The 23,392-nt window shown below is 41.1% G+C and carries 21 protein-coding genes and 1 other RNA gene; 19 read left to right on the top strand and 3 right to left on the bottom strand.

Going from position 1 to position 23,392, the window contains the following annotated elements; genetic code table 11:
• Position 1 precedes the first annotated feature (1 nt).
• The 10 genes from mraY to pepC all read left to right on the top strand — a co-directional run bounded on the left by mraY (position 2) and on the right by pepC (position 10,250).
• Positions 2-994: a phospho-N-acetylmuramoyl-pentapeptide-transferase gene (gene mraY / locus ACESR9_RS07140; protein ID WP_049490973.1), complete on the top strand. Its 993-nt coding sequence runs from the start codon at positions 2-4 to the stop codon at positions 992-994.
• A 134-nt stretch (positions 995-1,128) separates the two neighbouring features.
• Positions 1,129-2,472 (top strand): DEAD/DEAH box helicase, encoded by a 1,344-nt coding sequence (locus ACESR9_RS07145; RefSeq protein WP_037608303.1) that lies wholly within the window; start codon positions 1,129-1,131, stop codon positions 2,470-2,472.
• A 196-nt stretch (positions 2,473-2,668) separates the two neighbouring features.
• A complete protein-coding gene (locus ACESR9_RS07150) occupies positions 2,669-3,469 on the top strand; it encodes an amino acid ABC transporter permease (protein WP_009732322.1) in 801 nt (266 codons plus the stop codon).
• Complete coding sequence (locus ACESR9_RS07155) at positions 3,469-4,212, top strand: amino acid ABC transporter ATP-binding protein (RefSeq protein WP_003003991.1); 744 nt, start codon at positions 3,469-3,471, stop codon at positions 4,210-4,212. The genes ACESR9_RS07150 and ACESR9_RS07155 overlap by 1 nt, the downstream gene beginning before the upstream one ends.
• 81 nt (positions 4,213-4,293) lie before the next feature.
• The gene (locus ACESR9_RS07160) at positions 4,294-4,521 is read left to right on the top strand and encodes a DUF4059 family protein (protein WP_003003995.1); all 228 of its coding nucleotides are present in this window, start codon (positions 4,294-4,296) and stop codon (positions 4,519-4,521) included.
• A 58-nt stretch (positions 4,522-4,579) separates the two neighbouring features.
• Positions 4,580-5,491, top strand: coding sequence for a thioredoxin-disulfide reductase (gene trxB / locus ACESR9_RS07165; protein ID WP_373106188.1), 912 nt, complete (start codon positions 4,580-4,582; stop codon positions 5,489-5,491).
• A 138-nt stretch (positions 5,492-5,629) separates the two neighbouring features.
• On the top strand, positions 5,630-7,090 hold the full coding sequence (locus ACESR9_RS07170; protein WP_070594446.1) for a nicotinate phosphoribosyltransferase: 1,461 nt from the start codon (positions 5,630-5,632) through the stop codon (positions 7,088-7,090).
• The gene (gene nadE, locus ACESR9_RS07175; RefSeq protein WP_070506168.1) at positions 7,087-7,911 is read left to right on the top strand and encodes an NAD(+) synthase; all 825 of its coding nucleotides are present in this window, start codon (positions 7,087-7,089) and stop codon (positions 7,909-7,911) included. The genes ACESR9_RS07170 and nadE overlap by 4 nt, the downstream gene beginning before the upstream one ends.
• Positions 7,912-8,296: 385 nt before the next feature.
• Positions 8,297-8,848 carry a GNAT family N-acetyltransferase gene (locus ACESR9_RS07180; RefSeq protein WP_373106189.1) on the top strand — a complete coding sequence of 184 codons (552 nt, stop codon included), beginning with the start codon at positions 8,297-8,299 and terminating at the stop codon, positions 8,846-8,848.
• 67 nt (positions 8,849-8,915) lie between these two features.
• Complete coding sequence (gene pepC, locus ACESR9_RS07185) at positions 8,916-10,250, top strand: aminopeptidase C (RefSeq protein ID WP_373106190.1); 1,335 nt, start codon at positions 8,916-8,918, stop codon at positions 10,248-10,250.
• A gap of 432 nt (positions 10,251-10,682) precedes the next feature.
• Here the strand turns inward: pepC and pbp1a are convergent, their stop codons facing one another.
• Positions 10,683-12,797 (bottom strand): penicillin-binding protein PBP1A, encoded by a 2,115-nt coding sequence (gene pbp1a, locus ACESR9_RS07190; RefSeq protein WP_118096422.1) that lies wholly within the window; start codon positions 12,795-12,797, stop codon positions 10,683-10,685.
• Positions 12,798-13,391 (bottom strand): Holliday junction resolvase RecU, encoded by a 594-nt coding sequence (gene recU / locus ACESR9_RS07195; protein WP_003010355.1) that lies wholly within the window; start codon positions 13,389-13,391, stop codon positions 12,798-12,800.
• Between the two features lie 64 nt (positions 13,392-13,455).
• Here recU and ACESR9_RS07200 point away from each other — a divergent pair, with 64 nt between their 5' ends.
• From ACESR9_RS07200 to ACESR9_RS07220, 5 genes are all read left to right on the top strand, one after another.
• The gene (locus ACESR9_RS07200) at positions 13,456-13,983 is read left to right on the top strand and encodes an SLOG family protein (RefSeq protein ID WP_373106191.1); all 528 of its coding nucleotides are present in this window, start codon (positions 13,456-13,458) and stop codon (positions 13,981-13,983) included.
• 69 nt (positions 13,984-14,052) lie between these two features.
• Complete coding sequence (gene gpsB / locus ACESR9_RS07205) at positions 14,053-14,394, top strand: cell division regulator GpsB (RefSeq protein ID WP_049496141.1); 342 nt, start codon at positions 14,053-14,055, stop codon at positions 14,392-14,394.
• A gap of 16 nt (positions 14,395-14,410) precedes the next feature.
• Positions 14,411-14,776: RNase P RNA component class B (gene rnpB, locus ACESR9_RS07210), an RNA gene on the top strand.
• 66 nt (positions 14,777-14,842) lie between these two features.
• Entirely contained in the window at positions 14,843-16,000 is a 1,158-nt protein-coding gene (locus ACESR9_RS07215; protein ID WP_023920295.1) for a THUMP domain-containing class I SAM-dependent RNA methyltransferase, read from the top strand.
• 11 nt (positions 16,001-16,011) lie between these two features.
• The gene (locus tag ACESR9_RS07220) at positions 16,012-17,436 is read left to right on the top strand and encodes a cell division site-positioning protein MapZ family protein (protein ID WP_373106192.1); all 1,425 of its coding nucleotides are present in this window, start codon (positions 16,012-16,014) and stop codon (positions 17,434-17,436) included.
• Between the two features lie 77 nt (positions 17,437-17,513).
• Here the strand turns inward: ACESR9_RS07220 and ACESR9_RS07225 are convergent, their stop codons facing one another.
• Complete coding sequence (locus ACESR9_RS07225) at positions 17,514-17,996, bottom strand: S-ribosylhomocysteine lyase (protein WP_021154551.1); 483 nt, start codon at positions 17,994-17,996, stop codon at positions 17,514-17,516.
• Positions 17,997-18,229: 233 nt separating this feature from the next.
• Here ACESR9_RS07225 and ACESR9_RS07230 point away from each other — a divergent pair, with 233 nt between their 5' ends.
• From ACESR9_RS07230 to ACESR9_RS07245, 4 genes are all read left to right on the top strand, one after another.
• Positions 18,230-19,837, top strand: coding sequence for a ribonuclease Y (locus ACESR9_RS07230; protein ID WP_049492366.1), 1,608 nt, complete (start codon positions 18,230-18,232; stop codon positions 19,835-19,837).
• Between the two features lie 106 nt (positions 19,838-19,943).
• Complete coding sequence (gmk, locus tag ACESR9_RS07235) at positions 19,944-20,576, top strand: guanylate kinase (protein ID WP_049486051.1); 633 nt, start codon at positions 19,944-19,946, stop codon at positions 20,574-20,576.
• Between the two features lie 25 nt (positions 20,577-20,601).
• Positions 20,602-20,916 (top strand): DNA-directed RNA polymerase subunit omega, encoded by a 315-nt coding sequence (rpoZ, locus tag ACESR9_RS07240; protein WP_373106193.1) that lies wholly within the window; start codon positions 20,602-20,604, stop codon positions 20,914-20,916.
• Between the two features lie 63 nt (positions 20,917-20,979).
• Positions 20,980-23,388, top strand: coding sequence for a primosomal protein N' (locus tag ACESR9_RS07245; protein WP_373106194.1), 2,409 nt, complete (start codon positions 20,980-20,982; stop codon positions 23,386-23,388).
• The last annotated feature ends 4 nt before the right edge of the window (positions 23,389-23,392 follow it).

Genomic DNA, 23,392 nt, shown 5'->3' on the forward strand with positions numbered 1-23,392 from the left:
GATGTATATTGCTACGATCCTTGTATCGTTTCTATTAACAGTGGCTGCTATTCCAGCCTTTATTCGATTTTACCATCGTGCTCATATTTCTGGGCAACAAATGCACGAAGATGTGAAACAACACAAAGCGAAAGCTGGCACTCCGACAATGGGTGGAGTGGTATTTCTCATTACAGCCGTTCTAGTTAGTTTTGTCGTTACCGTATTGACTGGAAATTTCACGCGCCCTGTTCAACTGATTCTATTTATCTTGATTCTTTATGGAATTGTTGGATTTTTGGATGACTTTTTAAAAGTTTTTCGTAAGATTAATGAAGGTCTTAACCCAAAACAAAAATTGGCCCTTCAACTTGTTGGTGGAATCATCTTCTATATTTTTTCTGAACGCCACGGTGCAGGAAGCCTTTTGAATGTTTTCGGATATGAACTTTACTTGGGCCATTTCTACATTCTCTTTGCTTTATTTTGGTTGGTTGGTTTCTCAAATGCTGTCAATTTGACAGATGGGATCGATGGATTAGCCAGCATCTCCGTTGCCATTAGCCTGAGTGCCTATTCCTTTATTGCCTATATGCAAGGGAAATGGGACATTCTCTTTGTCACCTTGAGTATGATTGGGGCCTTGCTAGGATTCTTTGTCTTCAACCACAAGCCGGCTAAAATCTTTATGGGAGATGTCGGTAGTCTAGCTCTTGGAGGGATGCTTGCAGCCTTGTCAATGGCTTTGCATGTCGAGTGGACGCTGCTCTTGATTGGTCTGGTCTATGTCATTGAAACAGGTTCAGTGATGCTACAAGTGACCTATTTCAAATGGACCAAGAAACGTTACGGGGAAGGACGTCGGATTTTCCGAATGACTCCTTTCCACCATCATTTAGAACTGGGTGGCCTTTCTGGCAATGGGCAAAACTGGTCAGAATGGAAAGTGGATGCCTTTATGTGGAGCATTGCCTTGGTGACAAGTATCGTGACTCTAGTCCTTCTCTACCTATAAAACGACGGTGGGCTTGCCCATCGTTTTTTTGCTGACTCAGAGAGACTTCGCTGGTTAGGAAAAATGACCCATAAGAGAGGCAAGAAGACAGCTTTTCTGATATAATAATAGAGATCATGAAAGGAACTGAGAAAATGAAATTTACAGAGTTTAATTTTAAGCCCTATATTCAAGAGGCACTGAAAGAAATCAATTTTAGAGAAGCAACCGAAGTACAGGAAAAACTAATTCCGATTGTCCTAGCTGGAAATGATTTGGTAGGAGAGTCAAAGACAGGTTCTGGGAAAACCCATACGTTCCTCTTGCCGATTTTTCAAACCTTAAATGAAGACAGCCAACAAGTAGAAGCGGTCATCACGGCTCCTAGTCGGGAGTTGGCGACGCAAATTTACCAAGCTGCTCGTCAAATCGCTAGTCATTCTGAAAAAGAGATTCGGATTGTAAATTATGTTGGAGGAACGGATAAAAGCCGTCAGATTGAAAAACTGCAGGTCAAACAACCACATATCGTGATTGGAACTCCAGGCCGGATTTATGATCTGGTTGCATCGGGTGATCTGGCTATTCATAAGGCCCATACTTTTGTGGTGGATGAGGCAGATATGACACTGGACATGGGATTCTTGTCTACTGTGGATAAGATTGCTTCAAGTCTTCCGCAACAACTGCAATTTTTAGTTTTTTCAGCCACCATTCCGCAAAAATTGCAGCCTTTCTTGAAAAAATATCTCTCAAACCCAGTCATGGAGCAAATTAAGACTAAGACGGTGATTTCAGATACCATCGATAATTGGCTGGTTTCCACCAAGGGTCGGGATAAAAATGAGCAAATTTACCAATTGACCAAGACCTTGCAACCTTATTTGGCCATGATTTTCGTTAATACCAAAACGAGAGCAGATGATCTCCATGCCTATTTAGTGGCTCAGGGATTGAAAGTGGCAAAGATTCACGGAGATATCCCACCACGTGAACGGAAACGGATCATGAATCAGGTTAAAAATCTTGATTTTGAGTATATTGTGGCCACCGATTTGGCGGCTCGTGGAATTGATATCGAAGGGGTGAGTCATGTCATCAACGATGCTATTCCACAAGATCTTTCCTTCTTTGTTCACCGTGTTGGCCGGACAGGACGCAATGGTCTACCAGGTGTCGCTATTACTCTTTATCAACCAAGTGATGATTCAGATATCCGTGAACTAGAAAAAATGGGAATTCGTTTCGTACCGAAAGTGTTGAAAAATGGGGTTATTGAAGATACTTATGATCGGGACAGACGGGCCAATCGTGAGAAAAAGCAAGAGAAACTCGACATCGAAATGATTGGTCTGGTGAAGAAGAAAAAGAAAAAAATCAAACCAGGCTACAAGAAAAAAATCAAATGGGCAGTTGATGAAAAGCGGAGAAAAGCTAAAAGAGCTGAAAACCGTGCGCGTGGTCGGGCGGAACGAAAGGCCAAACGCCAAACTTTCTAACCCCTTCTTTCACATGTTCAGAAGAAAACATAGATTTTCTTTATGAACTCCATAAAGAAAAACTATTAGGAACTTGTCTAAAATTATGATAGACTAAATTTGAGTAGTCTATCATTTTTCTATTTCTGTAGCAATTTTTGGAATTCCGATAGTGAATGTGATAGAATGTTTATGTTCGAGAAAGGAAGTAACAAAAATGTTTACAACTAATCTTTTAACTGCCAACTGGTATGCTGACTTTTTAAAACACGTTCCAGATAGCAAGCTGTTTAGTTTGAGAGCCGTATTGGATGCATTTCCGGCAGTCATAGGAAAATTGCCTGTGACGATTTTATTAGCCCTAGGAGGCGCATTTTTTGGGATTGTTTTTGCTATGATTTTTGCTCTGGTCAAAATTAATCGTGTACGAATTCTTTACCCGATTCAAGCTGTTTTTGTCAGTTTTTTACGTGGGACTCCTTTGTTGGTTCAGCTGATGTTGACTTATTATGGGATTCCTCTTATTTTAAAAGCGATCAATCAGTCTTATGGAACAGCTTTTAACATTAATGCTATTCCGGCTGAGCTGTTCGCAATTGTGGCTCTTGCCTTTAATGAGGCGGCTTATGCGAGTGAGACCATCCGGGCAGCTATTTTATCAGTGGACCCTGGTGAAATTGAGGCAGCACGTAGTCTTGGGATGACCAACCGTCAAGTTTATCGACGGATTATTATTCCCAATGCAGCAGTCGTTGCAACTCCAACCTTAATCAATTCTCTCATTGGCTTGACCAAGGGGACCTCGCTAGCCTTTAGTGCCAGTGTGGTTGAAATTTTTGCCCAAGCACGGATTGTTGGGGGGAGCGATTTGAAGTACTTTGAACGCTTTATCACGGTATCGATTGTTTACTGGATTGTGAACATTCTCATTGAAATACTAGGCCGTCACATTGAACGTCGACTGGATATTGAGACTCCCGTAGCAATTGATTTACCAGATCAGGAGGTCCGGATCTAATGATTTATATTTCAGAATTATCAAAGACATTTTCAGGTCAAAAGGTTTTAAATAATCTAAGTTTGGAAATTCAAAAAGGGGAAGTCGTGGCCTTAATCGGGTCTTCGGGAGCTGGTAAATCAACCTTCTTACGCAGTTTAAACTATTTGGAAGCTCCAGACAGTGGTAGAATTAAGATTGATGATTTCGAAGTTGATTTTGAGCACATTACCCAAGATCAAATCTTAACCTTAAGAAGAAAATTGGCCATGGTGTTCCAACAGTTTAATTTATTTGGTAGAAAAACAGCCCTTGAAAATGTGAAAGAAGGGCTCATTGTTGTGAAGGGCTTATCCGATCAAGAAGCAACGAAAATTGCTCGAGAAGAACTGGCAAAAGTCGGCTTATCGGATCGTGAAAATCACTATCCTCGTCACCTCTCAGGTGGACAAAAACAACGGGTTGCTTTGGCTCGTGCCTTGGCCATGAAACCAGAGGTTCTTTTGCTGGATGAACCGACTTCAGCCTTGGATCCAGAATTGGTTGGAGAAGTTGAAAAATCCATTGCCAATGCGGCAAAATCGGGACAAACCATGGTACTGGTCAGCCATGATATGTCTTTTGTAGCGCAAGTAGCAGATAAGGTCCTATTTTTGGATAAAGGACGGATTATTGAATCTGGAACACCAGAGGAAATCATGCAACATCCAAAAGAAGAACGGACAAAAGAATTCTTTGCTAGTTACAAACGGACCTATGTTTGATATAATAGAGAAGAGGTAAGACTCAGCTGGCGATGCTAGCTGGGTTTGTTTTCTGAAAATGTAAAAATATTTGGAGTCGTGATGTTAAATAAATTATTGTCCTTATATTTACAAAGTTTAGTGACGACAACGATTTTAGTTGGGATCGCTTCTTGTATTTGGATTGGCTACCGTGCCCTTAAGAAGAAAGATAAAACAGCCAAGCAACGACAAGCCCATTTGTATGATATCCTCTTAATTGATATCATGACGATTCCTATTTTAACCTTTGCGGTCATAGGGATTTTGTTTATCTTTCAAGCACGATAATTGCAAAAAGACCGTGTTAGAATTATAATGGTTACAACAAAACAGAAAGAGGTTGAGTATGTTTGATACAGTGATTATTGGAGCAGGTCCTGCAGGGATGACTGCTGCCCTTTATGCAGCACGAAGCAATTTAAAAGTCGCATTAATTGAGAGAGGAATTCCAGGCGGTCAAATGAACAATACGTCTGACATTGAAAACTATCCTGGCTATGCGAATATTAGTGGCCCAGACTTGGCTGAAAAAATGTTTGAGCCTTTAGAAAATCTTGGTGTGGAACATTTGTTTGGACAGGTAGAGCGCATCGAAGACCACGGAGCAACCAAAAAGATTGTCACAGATGATGGGGAATTTGAAGCTAAAACCGTGGTGATTGCAACAGGGTCTAACCACCGTTCATTGAATGTCCCTGGTGAAGAGGCGCTGAATAGTAGAGGGGTTTCCTACTGTGCTGTTTGTGATGGAGCTTTCTTTAGAGATGAGGATCTTCTAGTCGTTGGTGGTGGCGATTCTGCGGTAGAAGAAGCTGTCTTTTTGACGCAGTTTGCAAAAACAGTGACCATTGCCCATCGTCGTGATCAATTGCGTGCTCAAAAAGTTCTTCAAGATCGTGCCTTTGCTAATGATAAAATTCACTTTGCTTGGAATACGGTTGTTGAAGAAATTAAGGGTGAACAAAAAGTAACGTCTGTCCTTTTAAAAGATGTGAAGACAGGAGAGGTTAGAGAGCAAGCCTTCGGTGGTGTCTTTATCTATGTCGGTTTAGATCCTGTCAGTGAATTTGCGACAGAACTTGGTATTTTAGATGAAAATGGCTGGGTAGTGACAGATGATCATATGAGAACCACAGTCCCAGGTATTTTTGCAGTTGGCGATGTTCGTCAAAAAGATTTGCGTCAAGTGACGACAGCCGTCGGAGACGGTGCGATTGCTGGCCAAGAAGTTTATAAATATATCACAGAAAACTTTTAATCCAAAAAATCTGAGCTTCCTGTCTCAGATTTTTTTCATGCTTTCCTTTCAGTATTCAATAGAGCTGAAATGTGCTATAATGGTACTAATTTTATGGTAGGAATTCATAGAACAAATCAATAAAAAAGAGGTATACATATGTATCCAGATGACAGTTTAACTTTGCATACTGATTTATACCAAATCAACATGATGCAAGTCTATTTTGATCAAGGTATCCACAATAAACATGCTGTATTTGAAGTATATTTTCGTCAACAGCCTTTTAAAAACGGTTACGCTGTATTTGCTGGCTTAGAGAGAATTGTGAAATACTTGGAAAACATGAGTTTTTCTGAGAGCGATATTGCCTATTTAGAGTCACTTGGTTATCATGGGGCCTTCTTGGAATATCTTCGTGATCTCAAGTTGGAATTGACGGTACGATCGGCTCAAGAAGGAGACTTAGTCTTTGCGAATGAACCAATTGTTCAGGTCGAAGGCCCTCTGGCTCAGTGTCAATTGGTGGAAACAGCCCTTTTGAATATCGTCAACTTTCAAACCTTGATAGCCACAAAGGCTGCTCGTATTCGTTCGGTCATTGAAGATGAGCCTTTGATGGAATTTGGAACCCGTCGTGCGCAAGAAATGGATGCTGCTATTTGGGGAACTCGAGCAGCAGTCATCGGAGGGGCCAATGGAACTAGTAATGTTCGTGCAGGAAAACTCTTTGGAATCCCAGTTTTAGGAACCCATGCCCATTCTCTTGTACAAGTATATGGGAATGACTATCAAGCCTTTAAAGCTTATGCGGAAACCCATAAAGATTGTGTCTTCCTCGTCGATACCTATGATACCCTTCGTATTGGGGTACCAGCAGCTATTCAGGTAGCACGTGAAATGGGAGATAAGATCAATTTCCTAGGCGTCCGGATTGACTCAGGAGATATTGCTTATATTTCTAAAAAGGTTCGCCAGCAATTAGATGAGGCTGGGTTTACAAATGCTAAAATCTACGCTTCTAATGACTTGGATGAAAATACCATCCTCAACTTAAAAATGCAAAAAGCAAAAATTGATGTTTGGGGTGTAGGAACCAAGTTAATTACAGCTTACGATCAACCAGCGCTTGGAGCGGTATACAAAATTGTCTCTGTTGAAAACGAAGCAGGAGAGATGATCAATACCATCAAGCTTTCCAATAATGCAGAGAAAGTTTCTACACCAGGTAAAAAGCAAGTCTGGCGGATTACCAGCCGTGAAAAAGGTAAGTCAGAAGGGGACTACATCACTTACGATGGAGTAGATGTTTCACAACTGACAGAACTTAAAATGTTCCATCCAACTTATACCTACATTAATAAAACAGTCCGAAACTTTGAGGCGGTTCCTCTTTTAGTGGATATTTTTAAAGAGGGTCAATTGGTTTATCAACTGCCAACATTATCAGAAATTCAAGAATATGCTCGTAAAAATTACGATCAATTATGGGATGAATACAAGCGCGTTCTCAATCCACAGCATTACCCAGTTGACTTGGCCAAAGATATTTGGCAGGATAAGATGGATCTGATCGAGGAAATGCGTAACAAGGCCAATGGAGAAGGAGAAGCAAAATGAGTTTGCAAGAAGAGATTATCCAACAATTGGGTGTCAAGCCTAGCATTGATCCTCAGGAAGAGATTCGCCGCTCGGTTGATTTCTTAAAAAGATATCTAAAAAAACATCCCTTCTTGAAAACATTTGTATTAGGGATCTCAGGAGGACAAGATTCAACTCTTGCTGGACGATTAGCTCAATTAGCCATGGAAGAAATGCGTGCAGAAACAGGAGATGCCTCCTATCAATTTATTGCCGTTCGTCTTCCTTATGGGGTACAAGCAGATGAAGCAGATGCACAAAAAGCATTGGCCTTTATCCAGCCGGATGTTAGCCTGGTTGTGAATATCAAGGAGTCTGCTGACGAAATGGTACGAGCAGTAGAAGCGACTGGAACAGAGGTTTCTGATTTTAACAAAGGCAATATTAAGGCTCGCAGTCGCATGATTGCTCAGTATGCTCTAGCTGGAGCACGCAGCGGAGCGGTGATTGGAACGGATCATGCTGCAGAAAATATTACTGGTTTCTTCACAAAATTTGGAGATGGTGGTGCCGATATTTTGCCCCTTTTCCGTTTGAATAAACGCCAAGGAAAACAATTGCTTAAGGCCTTAGGAGCCGATCCTGTTCTTTATGAGAAAATCCCAACAGCAGATTTGGAAGAAGAAAAACCAGGAATAGCAGATGAAGTAGCGCTGGGTGTCACCTATAATGAAATTGATGATTACCTAGAAGGCAAACAAGTGAGTCCAGAAGCTCAAGCCACTATTGAAAAATGGTGGTACAAAGGCCAACACAAACGCCACTTGCCAATCACAGTATTTGATCATTTTTGGGAGTAAAAAGGTCCAGTGGACCTTTTTAGCCCGAGTCTTAAAATAGGAGAACGAGGAAGAAATCGGTAATTCGTAGAGTTCGATTTCGTAGTCTCACCCCCGCAAGGCTGTCTAGATTTGAAAGGTGCTCAAAGAGCTCCGTTCAAATCAGCCAGCTACTGCGTCAATGTATCATTGAAAAGCTCATGGATGAGGTGGAAACAAATAGAATTTTTCTATTAATACTAGACAGAAATCGGTAACTCGTAGAGTTCGATTTCGTAGTCTTCTCACCATATTATATTGTGAAAAGCATCAAAAAGAAGGGCGGTTTCATCCGTCCTTTTCTTCTAGATTAAAGTAACCAACTTGCAGAATTCAAGTTGCATGAAAAAATGAAGGGAGACAACATATGAATCATCTTGGTAGTCTTGTCATGAAGACAGAACAGTTATACTTGAGGCCTTTCGTTTTGGAAGATGCACCAGCGATGTATGAAAATTGGGCTTCTGATCCTGAAAATCTGAAATATGTTACCTGGGATGCCCATACATCTTCTGAGAGGACCAGAGAATCGATCAAAAGATGGGTCGAACAGTATCAAAAACCAGATACTTATAAATGGGCGATCTGTTTCAAAACATCACCGGATCAGGTAATTGGAGATATTAGTGTGGTTTCCCAAGACCAGGAAAGTCAATCTTGCGAGCTGGGTTATATCCTTGGCAAGAAATTCTGGGGGAAGGGATTCATGACAGAAGCTGTCATAGCTGTTTTGGATTTCTTATTGAACGAAGTTGGATTTAAAGAAATCAAAGCCACTTATATCAGTTTAAATCCTGCTTCTGGAAAAGTCATGGAAAAGGCCGGAATGCAGTATGTAGAAATCATCCCTAAAGCCATTCAACGCAAAGGATACTGCGGGGATAAAATTATTTATTCCATACAGAACCCCTCTCTATAGGGTGATTTTTACTTGAAGATTCTGCTCAAAGGATTATAATAGTAGATAACGAAAAAAGGAGATTGCTATGTCAGAATTAACGAAAGAATTTACAGACCAGCTCTATGCCAATTATGAAGCAAACGTGAAATATGCGGCTCTTGAAAATGCTGTTACCCATAATGGGATTCATGCATCGCTTGAAACGCGCAAGAGTGCAGTAGAACATACACCAGTCTTTTCACTTGATTTGACCAAGGACAAGGTTACAAACCAAAAAGCATCTGGTCGTTGTTGGATGTTTGCGGCTTTAAATACCTTCCGTCACAAGATGATCTCAAGCTTCCAATTGGAAGATTTTGAGTTGTCTCAAGCACATACTTTCTTTTGGGATAAGTATGAAAAAGCAAACTGGTTTTTGGAGCAAGTGATTGCTACAGCAGACCAAGAATTAACCAGCCGTAAGGTGGCTTTTCTCCTACAAACCCCTCAACAAGATGGCGGTCAATGGGATATGGTAGTATCTCTCTTTGAGAAATACGGAGTGGTTCCAAAATCAGTTTATCCAGAATCGATTTCTTCAAGCAATAGCCGGGAATTGAACACCTACCTCAATAAACTCTTGCGTCAAGATGCGCAAATCTTGCGTGACTTGATTCACTCAGGCGCAGATAGTGAGGCAGTTGCGAGCAAGAAACAAGCGTTGTTGCAAGAAATCTTTAACTTCTTGGCTATGTCTTTAGGATTGCCTCCGCGTGAATTTGACTTTTCATACCGTGATAAGGACAACCAATTCCATACCGAAAGTGGCTTAACTCCACAAAGCTTCTACAAAAAATATGTAGACCTTCAATTAGACGATTACGTCTCCATTATCAATGCCCCAACTACAGATAAGCCATATGGAAAATCTTACACCGTAGATATGCTGGGCAATGTGGTTGGTAGCCGTCCAGTCCGCTACCTAAATGTTCCAATGGATCGATTGAAAGAATTAGCTATTGCTCAAATGAAAGCAGGAGAAACTGTCTGGTTTGGTTCAGATGTAGGCCAAGTCAGCAACCGTAAAGCCGGAATCCTGGCAACAGATGTCTACGATTTTGAAGCAGGCATGGACATTCATTTGACACAAGACAAGGCGGGTCGCTTGGACTATGCAGAAAGTCTCATGACACACGCTATGGTCTTGACAGGGGTTGATTTAGACGAAGCAGGTCAGCCTCGTAAATGGAAGGTTGAAAATTCATGGGGAGACAAGGTCGGTACAGATGGTTACTTTGTGGCTTCTGATGCTTGGATGGATGAATATACCTATCAAATCGTGGTTCGTAAAGAATTCCTAACAGCAGACGAATTAGCAGCCTATGAAGCAGAACCAATTGTCCTAGCACCGTGGGATCCAATGGGAGCTTTAGCAAAATAATGATATAGAAAAGAGCCGAAAGGCTCTTTTCAGATTGAAGACAAAATATCTTAAAAACTTTCCTTAGGTGAGTACGGACGTCAGCGAACTTCTTTAAAGTTCCATGACTAATTATTGAGTCTAAGGTCTCAATAATTCCGAGTGCCTGAAACAATAACGTTTCAAGCACTTTTCTCACAGCGGAAAGTTTCAGTATTTTCTTAAATCGATTTAAATATTGGAACTCAATTTTGTTTTTTGCAGAATCACTTAACTTATTTTGCTTTAAAATAGTTTGTCTACATTCTAATAAGAGCCGAAAGGCTCTTTTTTTTATATACTCAAAAATAAAAAAGCTGGGAAGTCTAACTAAATAAATCAGATTTTATTCGTTCTGGTTTTTTAACCATTGTTTTAAAAAAAGCCGGGCAAAAGCCCGACTTCTCCATTCTATTATTCGTTATGATTGTTAGAGTCTTGCGAAGAAGGCTCAGATGGTTTAGATGGATTTTCTTCGTTCGAAGAGCTAGACGATGGTTCTTCATACGAATACTGATCAGTGGAATAACTTGGCTCATAGTAGTAGTTATTGTAGTTGTTCTTACCATTGTTTAAGTAGAGATAAGAACCACTTCGATACAGTCCACTTGGTTGCGTCCAATCCGTATGACCAGAGTTATTATTATTAGCAAGATAGAGCATCATTTGACGGTAGACATCCGTTGCGACCTGTATTCCATTATCCAATACTGGTGTAAAGCGATTGGAATAACCTGTCCATACTGCCATGGCATATTCAGGAGTGTAGCCTACAAACAATTCATCCGGTGTTACAATATTTGAATAAGCATTTTTTGTCAATTTACCGATTTCGTTATCAGCATAGTTTGATGTACCTGTCTTACCAGCTTGGTAGATTCCCGAAATGGCAGCATTTGTACCGGTACCAGACAAGAGAACTGTCTTCATCATATCTGTCATCATGTAGGCAGTTGTTGCTTTCATTGCACGAGTTCCTTCGGACTCAAATTCCTTGGTTGTGCCATCACTAAAGACAACCCGACTAACATAGGATGGTTTGTAATAGGTACCGCCATTGGCAAAAGCAGCATAGGCAGCTGCCATTTTCTCACTGCTGGCTCCGTATTTGTTGCTAGAATCGCTAGTGTTACTCGAGATAGCGTTGGCGTAAACCATTTCTGGGTAATCGATCCCTAATCCATTGAGGAATTTCTTAGCTTGTTTAAGACCAACTTTTTCCAGGGCCTTCACCGCAGGCACGTTACGAGATTGTTGAATTGCGTAGGTAATGGACATGCTACCATAGTATGAACGGTCCCAGTTGTAGACAGGCGTTGAGGAATGAGGGAAGTTGTATGGCGCATCTGTTGTAGTAGCTGCTGTAGAGGTATATTCCTCATGTTCAAGAGCTGGTGCGTAATCTGTGATTGGTTTCATTGTTGAACCCCAGTCACGGTTCGTTTCAACCGCTTGGTTTGTACCAAAGGAAACATTGCTGGATTGGTGACGAGAACCCAGCTGAGCAATGACTTTACCAGTATTGACATCAATAACGGTAGAAGCTACTTGCATTTCATCATCCGGGTAATTGACATATTCATCTGTATTGTAGATATCCCATAGTTTCTTTTGAGCTTCTGTATCCACGTTTGTATAGACATCCATTCCGGTTGTCAACAAATTGTAGCCCGTTTCTTCTTCGACTTGCTCGATCACTTCTTTTAGGTAATTATCCATATAGGCTGGGTAACTGCTTGAAGAACTGAGACTTTGTAGACCATCTGTAACAGGTGTATTGACCGCTGCTTCGTATTGTTTGTTAGAAATGGTCTTCATATCGAGCATTTCTTTTAATACTAAGTTTCGGCGCTGTTGCGCTGCTTCAGGGTGGGAGTAGGGGTCGTATTGGTTTGGTGCTTGGGGCATCCCCGCAAGGAGTGCCAATTGAGGGAGCGAAAGATCTTTTAGATCTTTTCCGTAATAACTTTTCGCAGCTGTCTGCATTCCGTAGTTCCCATTCGCCATAAATACTTTATTGACGTAATAGGTCAAGATTTCTTGTTTGGTTGCTTTCTTTTCTAGTTGGGTTGCTAACCAAGCTTCTTGGATCTTACGAGAGAGGGTACGGTCAGAGGCTGAAGTGGAGAAATAGGTTAACTTGATCAATTGTTGCGTCAAGGTTGACCCACCTTGACTTCCTCCTCGTAAGTTGTGAAGGAAGGAACCGCCGATCCGAATGATGTCGACCCCACGGTGATTGAAGAAACGGTGGTCTTCAATCGCAACGATAGCATTGACCAAATCAGTAGGGATTTCATTGGCTGTGACATTGATTCGTTTCTCAGCTCCCAAATCCGCGATCAAGTTATTTTGGTTGTCATAGATCTTACTAGATGTTGTTGCAACCAAATCTTTTTCAGACAAGGTTGGTGCTTTCATAGCATAGTAACTAAATATCAGTCCACCGAGGACAAATAAAAGTAAGAAAAATGAAATGGCTGCGATGGCAACATATTTCAACCATTGAATGACTGTTTGTTTATTCATTTAAATACCGCCTAGAAGTTTCTGTTCGATAATATCAAGATAAGGAACGCTTGGAAGACGATTCTTATCTACTAGAAAGCCGTGCTCCTGAATATAGGAGAGGGGCATGGATTTACTACCATGATCGATGTTGTAATAGTGAATTAATGCAGGAGCAGGAAGTAAGTAGGTTTCACTCAACTTTGCAAAATGCAAGAGAACGAAACAGATACCGCCTTGCTGGACAACCGCCTCCATATGATCGATTTGATGTTGATGAAAATTTTTCATCGGCATGGATTGCTTTTGCTGTGTTTCCTTAGCTTCAAAATCGATATAGCGTCCCTTGTATACTCCAGAATAGTCCGTCGTTGAGGCTTGCCTGAAATAGGCTTCAACAATCTTTGCCCGACTGCGACGTGGATAATCTACTTTCACGATTTGAATCGGTGTTGGTTTTTTATGGATGACTGCCAGACCTCGAGAAAGATAGTATTGATTGCTTTCGTTGATCATTTTTTCAAATGTCATCCCACGATTCGCAAAGTCGACTGGATGTTTCCTTTGTGTAGAGACCAAGGTTTTTTTGGCTACTTTATGTGGATAGTTGACCATAGTTCTCCTTATTGGTACAATTACATCACTCTATTATATCATAAATTAGAATAATGAGGAAAAAATGAATACCATACTTGTTGCAGGTTATAAGAGTTTTGATGTGGGCGTCTTTTCCAATAAAGACCCTCGATTGCCCATCATTAAAAAAGCTATTGAAAGAGATCTTCGTCGTTTATTTGAAGAAGGAGTGAAATGGCTGGTCTTTTCTGGTAATTTGGGATTTGAGGCTTGGGTACTAGAGGTCGCCTTTGCATTAAAAAAAGATTACGATTTTCAAATGGCGACGATCTTCCTATTTGAGAATATTGGCGAAAATTGGAATGAAAGCAATCAGGAATTATTAGCACGCTTCAAACAGGTGGATTTCGTGAAATATGCCTATCCCCACTATAGCAATCCGGGTCAACTAAAAGAATACAATCAGTTTTTGATAGATAACGCGGATGGAGCTTATGTTTTTTATGATCCAGAAAATGAAACCAATTTAAAATATCTTTACAAAATGATGGTAGAAAAAGAACCATTTTATGTCAAACAATTAAGTTTTGATGACTTAAATGAACTTGCTGAAAATTTTTACGAAAACTAAGTGTTATACCTTGATTTTTCTTACCATTTTTTTATATAATTGAGATGATGAACTAGATTGGAGAGAGTAATGGCGAGTATTATTTTTACTGCGAAAGATATTTTTGATCAAGATTTCAAACGAGAAGTTCGTGGTTATAATAAAGATGAAGTAAATGAATTTTTGGATGATGTCATAAAAGACTATGAAACCTATGCTGCTTTGGTGAAGGAATTGCGTGAAGAAAACGCCCGCCTTCGTGAAGAACTTGCCCAAAAAGCACAGGAAACACCACAAACATCTCCGATTGCTAGCACTGCTACGCAAGAATACCCGCAAGTGACAACAGCGACGAACTTTGATATTCTCAAACGTCTCAATCGTTTGGAAAAAGAAGTTTTTGGGAAACAGATCGTAGATCGCGATTATTAATCCCATAGATTGTGCAATTTTTGGATAATCGCGTGAGAGAATCCTCTCATGAGGAAAGTCCATGCTAGCACAGGCTGTGATGCCTGTAGTGTTTGTGCTAGGTGAATCCATAAGCCTAGGGACTTGGTATTCAAGTTACGGCGAGTGAAGGAGCTAAGTCTAAGGATAAGCTCTAGTAACTCTGAAAGTGCCACAGTGACGTAGTTTTTAGGGAAACCTAAAAAGTGGAACGCGGTAAACCCCTCAAGCTAGCAACCCAAACTTTGGTCGGGGCATGGAATGCGTGGAAACGAACATAGCATTCTGACTGGAAACAGTAGACAGATGATTATCGAAGGAAATGGTACCTAGTCGTTTCTGGAACAAAACATGGCTTATAGAAAATTGCATATAGGTTGATGAGGTGGAGAGAGATCTCAACCTCCTTTTTTAAAGTGATAGGAATAAGATGAAAAAACAATTTGAATTGATTGCAACGGCCGCTGCTGGTATAGAGGCTGTTGTTGGTCGAGAACTACGCGATCTCGGCTACGATTGCCAGGTTGAAAATGGACGGGTTCGATTTCAAGGAGACCGTCGAGCAATCATCGAGACCAATCTCTGGTTGCGCGCGGCTGATCGAGTAAAAATTGTGGTTGGGACTTTTCCAGCCAAAACCTTCGAAGAACTCTTTCAAGGTGTCTTTGCTTTGGATTGGGAAAATTATTTGCCTTTAGGAGCACGTTTTCCTATTTCTAAGGCTAAATGTGTCAAATCAAAACTCCATAATGAACCTAGCGTTCAGGCCATTTCGAAAAAAGCAGTGGTTAAAAAGTTACAAAAACACTATGCCCGACCAGAAGGTGTTCCTCTCATGGAAAATGGGGCAGAGTTCAAGATCGAAGTATCGATCCTTAAAGACCAAGCCACTGTCTTGATTGACACCACTGGTAGTAGCCTCTTCAAACGTGGTTATCGGACTGAAAAAGGGGGAGCCCCTATTAAGGAAAATATGGCAGCAGCAATTCTTCTGCTGTCAAACTGGTATCCAGATAAACCCTTGATTGACCCGACATGTGGTTCTGGAACGTTTTGTATTGAGGCGGCAATGATTGCGAGAAATATGGCACCTGGTTTACGTCGGACCTTTTCTTTTGAAGAATGGAACTGGATGGATGATCGCTTGATTCATGAAGTCCGTCAAGAAGCAAGCAGAAAAATCAATCGCGAGATCGAATTGGATATTATGGGAACCGATATCGATGCACGGATGGTTGAGATTGCCAAAGAAAATGCCCAGAAAGCGGGCGTTAGCAGTGACATTACTTTCAAACAAATGCGAGTCCAAGATCTTCACTCAGATAAGATCAACGGGGTGATTATCTCCAATCCTCCATATGGAGAACGCTTATCCGATGATGAAGGTGTGACGAAATTGTATACTGAAATGGGGCACGTATTTGCACCTCTCAAAACCTGGAGTAAATTTATCCTAACCAGTGATGAAGGTTTTGAATCTAAATTCGGTAGTAAAGCAGATAAAAAACGAAAACTTTATAACGGAACCCTAAAAGTTGATCTCTACCAATATTTTGGGGAACGAGTAAAACGGCAGATTAAGGCATAGAAAGGATTTTTATGACAGAGAAGGATAAAAAGCCATTAGAGCAAGAAACAGAATCAATTTTAGAGTTTGAAGATGCTAAAGAGATGACGATTGGGCAGGCCAATCGAAAGGCAGAAGAAATCGAAGCAGGTGTCACTGAAGGTGATAATGTCTTAGACAAATACATCAAACAACACCGAGCAGAAATTGAAGCTGAAAAATACGATACAAAAATTTTGGCCAAAGAAGAATTGGCTAAAGCTGAAGAGTTGGCAGCTACAGAAACAGTTGCTGAAGTAGCTGAAGCAGTGGAGGAGCCGGAAGTGACGGAAACGGTCTTGGAACAAAGGCCTGAAATGGATGCTATCTCAACTGAATTACCTGCTAAGATTAAATTTGGTCCCACACCAACTGAACCAATTGTAGAAGCTGAGGAACTTCCTGAGGAAACACCAAGCAATGCGGGCAAACGAATCAAAGCGGTTCTATACTCTGCCTTAGGTCTTGCGATTGTCGGTTCGGCCATTTTTGTGACCTATAACTGGATGCACAGTCGTGGAACATCTGGTGGTACAACTGTTGTATCGTCTTCATCTAGCAAGTCATCTTCTACTTCTAAATCAAGTAGCAGTGAAACACAGGCTCAAAAATTGGAAGAGTTTACCAAAGCCTACGATGCCTTTTTTGTAGATGAATCAAAAAGTGCTCTTAAAAATGATAAATTCGGAGACTTGGAAAATCTGAAGAAACTGCTGGACAAATTAGAAGGAAGCAGTGATTATAATGCGGCTAAAACAAAATATGAAGACCTTGTGAAGCAAGTTTCTGCCATTCAAAAAGTGAATTCTCAATTTAGTTCTCCAGTCATCAAAGATGGAGTTCTTGATGCAACTGCCAAAGCGAAAAGTGATGCGACCTTTGCAGAAACAAAGACAGGCAATGAAAAATTAGATAGCTTATTGAATGAGGCGGTTGCGCAAGGACGTTCACAACAAGTTGCGACACCGGCACCAGTGACAGGGACAGGTGGTACAGATACTTCCAATGCAACTCCAGCCCCAGCTCAAGCAGCAACGCCTACAGCCCCAGCTGTCAATGCTGCTACAGGTAGTGCAGGAACGGCAAACCCAGGCTATTCAGGGTACGGTCTTCCAAGCGATGGTGTCCCACTTCAACGGAACTTGAGCCGTGTGCCATATAACCAAGCAGCTATCAATGATGTCAATAACCCGGCTTGGGTGTTTGGGGATGGGATCCTTGAAAAAGTATTGAACATTGCTCGTAAACGTGGGCATATCACTGGCAATCAATACATTTTAGAGCGTGTTAATATCATTAACGGTAATGGCTATTACAACCTCTTCAAACCAGATGGAACCTATCTCTTTAGTATCAATGCCAAGACTGGTTATTTCGTAGGGAACGGAAAAGGTCATTCAGATGCTCTAGATTATTAATGCCTGAGCAAGTATACTATTTCTGGGAAAAATGACAAGAAAAAAGGATGAACCACAGGTTCAACCTTTTTTGAGTCTTAAACAACATGACGTTCAAATGGATCGTCCGAAATTCCTTGATCTAGAATCAGGCGACACCATTCTTTGGCTGAGAAGAGACTGTGATCCTTGTAATTTCCACAAGACTCAATGGTTGTGCCTGGGACATCCTCCCAAGTGCTGACAGATGCAATTTCTTCTAAAGATTCTTTAATCACTTTAGCAATTTCCGTACTTGAATGCTGTCCCCACATGATCATATGAAAACCGGTGCGACATCCAAATGGGGAACAGTCAATCATACCATCTATGCGTTTGCGAATGAGCATCGCAAGAAGATGCTCGATTGTGTGGAGCCCTGCCGTTGGAATCGCATTTTCATTCGGCTGCACTAGGCGAATATCAAAGTTAGAGATGATATCTCCTTTTGGTCCAGTTTCCTCGCCAATCAAGCGTACATAAGGAGCCTTCACTGCTGTGTGGTCCAATTCAAAACTTTCAACAATTACTTCTTTTGTCATACTCAAATCCTTCTTTGTTTTTCTTGATTATAGCATAAAAAGCAGATTCAACAAAGTGGAAATAGATGAATTTCTCACAGGTGTTCCATGAAAGAAACGTGGATAAAAGAATAAGGGTTAAGCAAAAATATAAAAGGTTTTTCCTGTTTTTTTAGATTGTTAATTTTAGTAATTTGTGGTAAAATGTAAAAGAATTTTTAATTCAACTAATTAAATAGATTTGGGGTAAAAGCATGAATTTTGTAATTACAGGTGTTTTTGCCGCGGTCATTGGTTTAGTCATTGGATATGTGGGAACTGCTCTTAAAATGAAAGCTTCAAAAGAAGCTGCGGAACTCACCCTTTTAAATGCTGAACAAGAAGCAACGAATTTACGTGGACAGGCAGAACGTGAAGCCGATTTGATTTTAAAAGAGGCGAAGCATGAGTCAAGTTCACTTAAAAAAGAAGCACTTTTGGAGGCAAAGGAAGAAGCCAGAAAATATCGTGAAGAGGTCGATGCTGAGTTTAAGTCAGAACGACAAGAATTGAAGCAATTAGAAAGCCGTTTGGCAGAACGTGCTAGCAATCTTGATCGCAAAGACGACATTTTAACAAGCAAAGAACAGTCTCTTGAACACAAAGAGCAAAGTCTTACAGATAGAACTAAACACATTGATGCGCGTGAACAACAGCTGGAAGAGCTTGAACACAAGAAAGTAGAAGAACTGGAACGTGTCGCTGCTCTAAGTCAAGGAGAAGCGCGTGACATTATTTTGAGTCAGACGGAAGAGCAACTTTCAAAAGAAATTGCCTCACGGATTCGTGATGCTGAATTGGAAGTGAAAGAACGTTCTGATAAAATCGCAAAAGACATTCTCGTGCAAGCTATGCAGCGAATGGCGGGTGATTTTGTTGCTGAGCAAACAAACTCAACCGTTCATTTGCCAGACGATAGTATGAAGGGTCGGATTATTGGTCGTGAAGGTCGCAACATTCGTACCTTTGAGAGCTTGACAGGTGTCGATGTGATTATTGATGATACGCCTGAAGTGGTGACCTTGTCAGGGTTTGATCCGATTCGTCGTGAAATTGCCCGCATGACAATGGAGAGCCTTCTCAAAGATGGTCGGATCCATCCAGCCCGTATCGAAGAGCTGGTTGAGAAGAACCGTCAGGAAATTGACAATCGTATTCGTGAATACGGTGAGGCGGCTGCCTATGAAATTGGTGCGCCAAACCTCCATCCAGATTTGATGAAAATCATGGGACGGTTGCAATTCCGTACTTCTTATGGTCAAAACGTTTTGCGTCACTCCATTGAAGTTGCCAAACTTTCTGGTATTATTGCTAGCGAGTTGGGTGAAAATGCTACCTTGGCACGACGTGCAGGATTCTTACATGATATCGGAAAAGCGATTGACCGTGAAGTGGAAGGAAGTCACGTCGAGATTGGAACTGAATTGGCACGGAAGTACAAGGAACATCCAGTGGTTGTCAATACTATTGCCAGCCACCATGGTGACGTGGAACCAGAAAGTGTCATCGCAGTCATTGTCGCTGCAGCGGATGCCTTGAGTGCAGCTCGACCTGGAGCACGAAGTGAGTCACTTGAAAGCTACATCAAACGCTTGCAAGATCTTGAAGAAATTGCAAATAGTTTTGAAGGAGTTAAGACAAGTTTCGCCCTTCAAGCGGGTCGTGAAATCCGTATTATGGTTAGCCCTGAGGCAATCAAGGATGATAAAGTGACGATCTTGGCTCATGATATTCGTGAGAAGATCGAGTCTAATCTTGAGTATCCTGGAAACATTAAGGTTACCGTGATTCGAGAATTGCGTGCAGTCGATTACGCAAAATAAACAAAAAGCTTGAGATCTAGCATCTCAAGCTTTTTGAATGAAAAAATCAGTTGAAAATTAGGCCGATTTTTGTTACACTAGATAGAAAGACATTGAAGGAGAAATCATGGCGGATCGTGGCTTATTAATCGTATTTTCTGGCCCTTCGGGGGTTGGAAAAGGAACGGTCAGACGAGAAATTTTTGAAAATTCGGACAATCAGTTTCAGTATTCTGTATCGATGACGACGCGTGCACAACGTCCAGGTGAAGTGGATGGTGTCGACTATTTTTTCCGTACACGTGAAGAATTTGAAGATTTGATCCTTCAAGGGCAAATGTTGGAGTACGCTGAGTACGTTGGAAATTACTATGGGACTCCTTTAACCTATGTGAATGAAACCTTGGACAAGGGAATCGATGTATTCCTTGAAATTGAAGTTCAGGGTGCCCTTCAAGTAAAGAAGAAAGTTCCAGATGCAGTTTTTATTTTCTTAACTCCGCCTGATTTGGATGAATTGCAAGATCGATTAGTGGGTCGCGGGACAGATAGTGCAGAAGTTATTGCGCAACGGATTGAAAAAGCAAAAGAAGAAATCGCCATGATGCGTGAATATGACTACGCCATTGTGAACGACGAGGTTCCTCTTGCTGCTGAGCGTGTCAAACGTGTGATCGAAGCAGAGCATTTCCGTGTAGACCGTGTCATTGGCCATTATCTGGATATGTTACCAAAAACACAAACTATTGTGAAGAGATAAATAATTAGAAATTAGGTATAGGAATATGATGTTAAAACCTTCTATTGATACATTGCTTGACAAAGTACCATCAAAATATTCATTGGTCATTCTTGAGGCAAAACGGGCCCACGAATTGGAAAGTGGTGCAGTACCAACTCAAGAATTCCAATCAGTTAAATCAACATTACAAGCGCTTGAAGAAATCGAGTCTGGAAACGTAGTTGTTCACCCGGATCCAGAAGCAAAACGTGAAACGCTTCGTCGTCGGATTGAAGCAGAGCGGATTCGCAAAGAAGAAGAAGAGCGCAAAATTAAGGAACAAATTGCCAAAGAAAAAGAAGATGGTGAAAAAATTTAAGGTTGGGGCTTCTCAATCTTATTTTTTGCTATTTAAAGGGTTCCGTGATAAAGTAAAGCTCATATGATAGAGGCTGGAGGTGAAAAAGTGATAGCAAAAGTCATCGTAGATGTCCCATTGATGCAGACAGATAAACCCTATTCTTATCAGATCCCATCAGAATTTGAGGATATGGTGGAGGCAGGTATGCGAGTTCATGTCCCCTTTGGTAAAGGGAATCGCCTCATTCAAGGGATTGTGGTAGATGTTTTAGAAGAGGCAGACACAAGCGAGGAATTGAAAGCGATTGTGGAGATCTTGGATTACACTCCGGTCTTAAATCAAGAGCAGTTTTGGTTGGCGGATCAATTACGAAAAAGTGTTTTTTCTTATAAGATCACGATTTTAAAAACCATGCTTCCTTCTCTCCTCAATTCGAGTTATGATAAGATTTTGTATCCTCAACCTTCTTTAGATCCCACTCTCAAAATAAAACTTTTTGGTGCAAAAAATGAAGTTTCTTTTTCTTCTCTAGATGCAGCCGATCAAGCCCAAGTGATGCGGTTGGTCAGAAAAGGAGATTTGGTACTTGAATACAAGGCCAAGGATAAGAAACAAATTAAAACAGAAAAATGGTATCGCGTTAACCAGGAAGGATTAAAAGAACTTCAACCATCAGCGAGAGCTAAAAAAAGGCTAGCATTGAAAGAGCGCCTGTTACTAGAGCAAGGGGAGCAACCCTTAGCAGGATTGTATCAGGATTTTTCACGAGAAGTAGTGGCTTATTTTATTGATCAGGGTGTTTTAGAAATTACAGAACGAGAAGTGAATCGGGCGGCTGCATATTATGAAGGAAAAGAACAGACCCAGGCCCTGCTTTTAAATTCAGAGCAAGCAAAAGCTGTCGAAACAGTAGTTTCTCAAATTGGGAAAATATCAAAGCCTTTTTTATTAGAAGGTGTGACTGGAAGCGGGAAAACAGAAGTTTATCTGCAGATTATTCAGGAAGTTCTAAATAAGGGGAAAACGGCTATTATGTTGGTCCCTGAGATTTCCCTGACGCCACAGATGACGGATCGTTTTATCTCGCGTTTTGGCCAGGAAGTAGCCATTCTGCACTCGGGTTTATCAAACGGTGAGAAGTATGATCAATGGCGGAAAGTTGAACGTGGGGAGGCTAAGGTAGTCGTTGGAGCGCGCTCAGCCATCTTTGCCCCTTTAAAAAACATCGGAGCCATCATCATTGATGAAGAGCACGAGGCTTCCTACAAACAAGATAGTAACCCACGCTACCACGCAAGGGAAGTCGCGGTCTTAAGAGCTCAGTACAATCAAGCAGTTTTGCTTCTTGGATCTGCTACACCAAGTTTAGAATCGCGGGCTCGTGCAACAAAAGGGGTTTATGAATTAATTCGTCTCACCCAACGGGCCAATCCGGCAGCCAAAATTCCAGAAGTTAAAGTCGTTGATTTTCGTGATTATATTGGTCAAAATGAAGCTGGTAACTTCACTCCGGTTCTAGTGGAAGCTATTGCTGATCGCTTGCAGAAAAAAGAGCAGGTTGTCTTGATGTTGAACCGCCGTGGTTATTCCAGCTTTGTCATGTGTCGCGAGTGTGGAACTGTAGATACTTGTCCCAATTGTGATATCTCACTGACCCTCCACATGGATACTAAAACCATGAACTGTCATTATTGTGGCTATAGCAAATCGATTCCTCGACACTGTCCAAATTGCCAAAGTCCTTCCATTCGTTATTACGGGACAGGAACGCAAAAAGCCTATAATGAATTACAAGAGATCTTTCCTGAAGCTAAAATTCTGCGCATGGATGTGGATACCACTCGAAAAAAAGGGAGCCACGCAGCGATATTAGATGCTTTCGGGAATGGAGAAGCGGATATTTTGTTAGGGACGCAAATGATTGCGAAGGGGTTGGATTTTCCAAATGTGACGTTAGTGGGTGTCTTGAATGCGGATACTTCTTTAAATTTACCGGATTATCGATCCTCTGAGAGAACCTTTCAACTCTTGACTCAGGTGGCAGGAAGGGCCGGACGAGCAGAGAAAGAAGGAGAGGTTATCATTCAAAGCTACAACCCCAATCATTATGCGATTCGATTTGCCAAAGACCAAGATTATGAAGGCTTTTTTGCCTATGAAATGCAGATTCGCCGGCAGTTAGGCTATACACCTTATTACTTCACAGTTGGGTTAACCCTATCCCATAAGAGTGAGGAAATGGTGATGGAGAAGTCACATCAGGTCATGGAAATTCTCCGATCTGGCTTATCTGATCAGGTCCAAATCTTAGGACCAACACCTAAACCAATTGCACGCACACATAATTTGTATCATTATCAAATCATTGTGAAATATCGTTTTGAAGAAGGCATGACACAGGTCTTGAATCAAATCTTAGAATTTACACAAGAAAGAGGCAACCAAGATTTACGTGTCAGTATTGATAATGAACCTCAAAGTTTTATGTAAGGAA

Origin of the sequence: Streptococcus parasanguinis (assembly GCF_964238605.1) — a bacterium.
Taxonomy (GTDB): Bacteria; Bacillota; Bacilli; order Lactobacillales; family Streptococcaceae; genus Streptococcus; species Streptococcus parasanguinis_AJ.